Raw genomic sequence first — 5,172 nt, forward strand, 5'->3', positions numbered from 1 at the left:
ATCGGGCATCGCGCGCAGCTGTGGCTGCGGCTGCGCTTGCGCCGCGGCCGACGCCGGCTGCAGCGCGGCAAAGGTGGTTGCCAGCGCCAGAGCGGCGGCTGAGATCAGGCCGCGCGGCGCGCGGCGGCCGGCCATCATGATGGCTTGGGAATGCATGGGTTCTCCTTGAAGAACGGCGAGAGAAAAGTCAGGTTCTGCCGCCCGATCACCGCGAGGCCCTAACGCTTGCGTTCGAGTCCCGCGGCAAACTGCTTGAGGGTCTCGGTCGGCACATCGCCCATCACGGTGACCCATTGGTCATCGCGCCGGGTCATCAGGGTGTGCGTCGCGCCGATCGAGCCGACGACCTCGCCTTGGTGCCGCTTTGGATCAAAAGGTTCGACAAAAAGCGAGACGTGGGTCAGTCCGTCGGAGTAAATGGACTGCAACACGACCGGCGCCGAGGGGCCGCCGCTCGGGTCCAGCGAGCGCTTGGCGCATTGCACCTGCTTGAACCCCGCCGGCAAGCTGGCCAGGCGCCAGCCCTCGTTGTCGAGGTTGGTGGGCAGCACGGCCGGCCGCACGACGCGGTAGCCGTCCAGATGGCGCAGCGGCTCGAGCACCAAGGCGGGCTTGGGCTTGCCGTCAAGCGCCAGTTCGGAGAAGGCGGCCGACTCCAGCATCTGGCCGTTGGGGGCCAGAATGTCGGCGCGCAGCAGCAACCCGGTCTGCCGTTCGGCCCACAGGCGCTGGCTGAAGCGCAGTGCGTCGCGCGCCTTCAGCAACGCGACCTCGGCCTCGTAGCCGGCCACACGGTCGACGCCCAGCGGGCGCAGCTCGTAGGACTCCAGTACGCGCAACTCGCCGCCCGCCATCAGGGCAGGAAAGCTTGCTCGCACGTCGCGCTGCTCGACCACGGCCACCCGCACACGCGGCCACACGGTGTGCACTTCGTCGTTGTGGCGGAGCATGCTGCGAGCCTCGCCATCGAGGGCGACGACGCTTTCGTATTGCTGATCACCGTCCACGAAATGGGTGACGCGCGAACTGCTGAACGAGGTGGCCGTGCTGACCACCAAGGTGCCGTGGTAGTTGCGCTGCAAGGCGGCTTCGTGAAGGCGCATCAACCAGCTGCGGGGATCGACACTGCGCTGCCGTGCATCACTGGCAGCGCTGCCACCGTCCTGCGCGAAGACCAGCGCGGGCAGCACCCACGCGGCTGCGAGACCGGCCACCGACAGCCGCCGTGCCCGCGTGGAGCGACTGCCCACCCCGACCCGCAGCATGGCCCGCAAGCGTGTCCTCATCGGCCGGCGGTCACTGACCGTCAGGCGTGACCGCCACTTGCCGTACGCCGCCTGGCACGCTCAAGGTCGAGCCCTGAGCAAATTGCCGGTGCGCGTTCAGGTAGCGGTCCAGTTCGGGGTTGCGCAGCATGTCACCCACCTGCACCGCGCTGGCACCGACGGACGGGCCGGCGGCGACGGTTTGCGCGCCGGTCTGCACCTGCAGTGCCACAGGACCGGCCGAAACCGTGGGCTGCGGACCCGAAGAACTCATCACCACCAATGCGCCGGTGACCATCACGCCGGCCGCCATCGCCATCGGCGCGCCCCAGCGTTGGCGCCGGCCGCCGGCCACGGCCAGCTGGGCCCCGGCGGAGGCCACCGCGGGCACCACGCTGTCGGCCCGCGCTGGTGCCAGCACCACCGGCTCTTTGGCCAGCCGTTCGCGCAAGGCCAGCAAGAAGGCCTGGTCGTGTTCGGCGGCACTGGCCAGATCGTCCGAGCGCATCACGTCGCCGATCCATTGGTAGCTGTGCCATCGCGCGCGCAGTGCGGCGTCGTCGCGCCAACCTTCGAAGCTGGCCCGGACTTCGGCCGCGTCAGCCTCGCCATCGCACAGGGCCGACAGCTGCAACCAGCGGCGTTCGTTTGGGTCGTCAACAGAATGGGTCATGAGGGAACTCCAAGCTCGGCGGATTCGGTTCTTGTTACCAGCGCTCACCGTCACGCGTGTCCAGCAGCGGCCGCAAGCGCAGTGCGATCGCTTCACGGGCGCGAAAGATCCGCGACCGCACCGTACCGATGGGGCAATTCATCACATCCGCAATCTCTTCGTAGCTGAGGCCTTCGATTTCGCGCAGCGTGATCGCCTGCCGCAAGTCCTCTGACAAGGCTTCGATCGCCGCGTTCACCGTGGCCGCGATCTCCTTGCTGGCCAGCAAGGCGTCGGGCGTGGCCATGTCGCTTGGTTCCAAAGTCCGGCGCGAAGTTTCGTCGTCATCGTCACTTCCGGCGAGTGCCGCGTCGGTCACCAGCGGATCGCGCTTCAGGTCGACCAGCGCCTTCTTGGCGGTGTTGACGGCGATCCGGTAGAGCCACGTGTAAAAAGCGCTGTCGCCGCGGAACTGCGGCAGCGCCCGGTAGGCGCGGATGAAGGTTTCCTGGGCGATGTCGGGCACCAGGTCGACGTCGCGCACCATGCGGCCGATGAGGCGTTCGATGCGGCGCTGGTATTTGACGACCAGCATCTCGAAAGCGCGCACATCGCCTTGCTTGACTCGCTCGACCAGCGCGGCGTCGACGTCGGGCCCGGCGGCGGTCATGCAGACGCTCCGTTGGCCGGCGACGTCACGGCAGGCGAGGTCGCACGAGCCGGCTGGCCGAGTGCCACCCGCAGGCGGTGCCAGGTGGCAGGCGCATCCCTGCGTTCCAGCGGGAGCCAGACCAAGCGGTGGCCGAGCCCGCGGACGCGCAGCAACAAGGCATGGCCCAGGTCGATCTGGATCACCGGCGTGCCCAATTCTTCGGCATCTGTACCGGTCAGCATTTGCCACCCGGTGCCATCCCAGCGCAGGCGCTGCTCATGGCGCCGTGCGGCGTGGCGCCACCAAAGCGTGGCCGCTGAGGCAGCTGCGAGCAGCCCAAGGGCAACACCGCACCACGTCACCGTGTCGCCCACCAGCCGCATCGCCCGGGCATGCGAGCCCAGCCACAGCAGCGGCGTGACCATGGCCAAAGCGACCAGCACGGCACCCGCCGCGGCCCAAAAGCCAAGGCGAGCCAGGGGGTGGTCGGCGGGGGGCGCTGCGCGCATGCGGCGCGAGGCTGTTGACTTCGGGGCCGCCGCGTCAGATGCGGCCGAACACCAGCGTGCCGTTGGTGCCGCCGAAGCCGWAGTTGTTCTTCACCGCCAAGTCGATCTTCATCTCGCGCGCGGTGTTGGCGCAGTAGTCCAGGTCGCACTCGGGGTCCTGGTTGAAGATGTTGATCGTCGGTGGCGACACCTGGTCGCGCAGCGCGAGCACGGTGAACACCGACTCGATACCACCGGCGCCACCGAGCAGGTGGCCGGTCATCGACTTGGTGGAGTTCACGACCAGCTTCTTGGCGTGGTCGCCAAAGGCCAGCTTGATCGCGTTGGTTTCGTTCAGGTCACCCAGCGGCGTCGAGGTGCCGTGTGCATTCAGGTATTGGACCTGGTCCGGGTTGATGCCGGCGCTGCGCAAGGCCGCCTTCATCGAACGCTTCGGGCCGTCCACGTTGGGGGCGGTCATGTGGTACGCGTCGCCACCCATGCCAAAGCCACGCAGCTCGGCGTAGATCTTGGCACCGCGCTTTTTCGCGTGCTCGTACTCTTCGAGCACCAGCACGCCGGCGCCCTCGCCCAGCACGAAGCCGTCGCGGTCCTTGTCCCAGGGGCGGGACGCGGTGGCGGGGTCGTCGTTGCGGGTCGACAGCGCACGCGCCGCGGCAAAACCGCCGACGCCCAGCAGCGACACCGTCGCTTCGGAGCCGCCGGCTACCATCACGTCGGCATCGCCGTATTCAATCAAGCGCCCGGCCTGGCCAATGCAGTGCAGGCCAGTGGTGCAGGCGGTGACGACCGCCAGGTTCGGGCCGGTGAAGCCGTAGCGGATCGCCAGGTGACCCGAGATCATGTTGATGATCGAGGCCGGTACGAAGAACGGCGAGATGCGGCGTGGGCCGCGCTCGAAGGCCGTTTTCGCAGTGGCTTCGATTTCAGGCAGACCACCGATGCCCGAGCCGATCATGCAGCCGATGCGTTCGGCCGTTTCTTCGGTGAGCTGGTCGTTGGTGAGCAAACCCGCGTCACGCACAGCCTGGATCCCAGCCGCCATCCCGAAATGGATGAAGCTGTCCATGTGCTTGGCTTCCTTGCCCGGGATGTACTCCTCGAGCGGAAAGCCTTTGACCTCGCCCGCGAACTGGCAGGCAATGCCCGAAGCATCGAACCTGGTGATCGGAGCGATACCCGAGCGGCCGGCCAAGATGTTGGCCCAGCCTTCGGAAACGGTATTGCCGACCGGGCAAACGAGGCCCAGGCCGGTGATGACGACACGTCGGGTCATGCGTTCGAAATGCTGATCGCAGGCGGCCGGAGGCAGRCCGTCCGAAAGGGCTTAGGCCTTGGCGTGAGCCTTGGCGTAGTCGATTGCCAACTGCACCGTGGTGATCTTCTCGGCTTCTTCATCGGGGATCTCGATGCTGAACTCGTCTTCGAGGGCCATCACCAGCTCCACGGTGTCCAGCGAGTCGGCGCCGAGGTCGGCCACGAAAGCCTTCTCGTTGCTGACGTCCGCTTCGGGTACGCCCAGTTGCTCGGCAATGATCTTCTTGACGCGTGCTTCGATATCGCTCATGACTCCTCCAGGAGGTTGCGTAAAACGGGCCGGATTCTACGCTGGCAGGTTACCAGCGCCGGCGGTGGAAATCAGTTCATGAACATGCCGCCATTGACGTGCAGTTCAGTGCCAGTGATGTAGCCGGCTTCAGGCGACGCGAGGAAGGCCACGGCATGGGCGATCTCGCTCGGCTGGCCCAGGCGCTGCAGCGGGATCTGCTGCAGCAGCGCGGTCTTCTGGGCTTCGGGCAGGGCGTCGGTCATGTCGGTGGCGATGAAGCCGGGGGCGACACAGTTGACGGTGATCGCGCGGCTGCCCAGCTCACGGGCCAATGCAYGGGTCATGCCAGCCACGCCCGCCTTGGCAGCTGCGTAGTTGGCCTGGCCTGGGTTGCCCGAGGCGCCGACGACCGATGTGATGCTGATGATGCGGCCGTAGCGCTGCTTCATCATGGGGCGCATCACCGCGCGCGACAGACGGAAGACGGCTTTCAGGTTGGTGTCGAGCACCGCGTCCCAGTCATCGTCCTTCATGCGCATGGCCAG

7 protein-coding genes are annotated in these 5,172 nt (G+C 67.1%); all 7 read right to left on the reverse strand.

Features of this window, described 5'->3' with window-relative positions; translation table 11 throughout:
• Nucleotides 1-218 precede the first annotated feature (218 nt).
• Complete coding sequence (locus AC1DYI_RS25820) at nucleotides 219-1,286, reverse strand: MucB/RseB C-terminal domain-containing protein (protein ID WP_477206994.1); 1,068 nt, start codon at nucleotides 1,284-1,286, stop codon at nucleotides 219-221.
• 10 nt (nucleotides 1,287-1,296) lie between these two features.
• The gene (locus AC1DYI_RS25825; protein ID WP_477206995.1) at nucleotides 1,297-1,938 is read right to left on the reverse strand and encodes a sigma-E factor negative regulatory protein; all 642 of its coding nucleotides are present in this window, start codon (nucleotides 1,936-1,938) and stop codon (nucleotides 1,297-1,299) included.
• 34 nt (nucleotides 1,939-1,972) lie between these two features.
• The gene (gene rpoE, locus AC1DYI_RS25830; protein ID WP_477206996.1) at nucleotides 1,973-2,587 is read right to left on the reverse strand and encodes an RNA polymerase sigma factor RpoE; all 615 of its coding nucleotides are present in this window, start codon (nucleotides 2,585-2,587) and stop codon (nucleotides 1,973-1,975) included.
• Nucleotides 2,584-3,012, reverse strand: a complete 429-nt coding sequence (locus tag AC1DYI_RS25835) for a hypothetical protein (RefSeq protein ID WP_477206997.1) — start codon at nucleotides 3,010-3,012, stop codon at nucleotides 2,584-2,586. The genes rpoE and AC1DYI_RS25835 overlap by 4 nt, the downstream gene beginning before the upstream one ends.
• 100 nt (nucleotides 3,013-3,112) lie before the next feature.
• A complete protein-coding gene (gene fabF, locus AC1DYI_RS25840; protein ID WP_477206998.1) occupies nucleotides 3,113-4,354 on the reverse strand; it encodes a beta-ketoacyl-ACP synthase II in 1,242 nt (413 codons plus the stop codon).
• 51 nt (nucleotides 4,355-4,405) lie between these two features.
• On the reverse strand, nucleotides 4,406-4,645 hold the full coding sequence (acpP, locus tag AC1DYI_RS25845; RefSeq protein ID WP_324153546.1) for an acyl carrier protein: 240 nt from the start codon (nucleotides 4,643-4,645) through the stop codon (nucleotides 4,406-4,408).
• A 71-nt stretch (nucleotides 4,646-4,716) separates the two neighbouring features.
• A partial coding sequence (locus AC1DYI_RS25850) for an SDR family oxidoreductase (protein WP_477206999.1) occupies nucleotides 4,717-5,172 on the reverse strand: 456 nt, incomplete at its 5' end.

It is taken from the genome of Ideonella sp. P3_A4, from assembly GCF_056403075.1.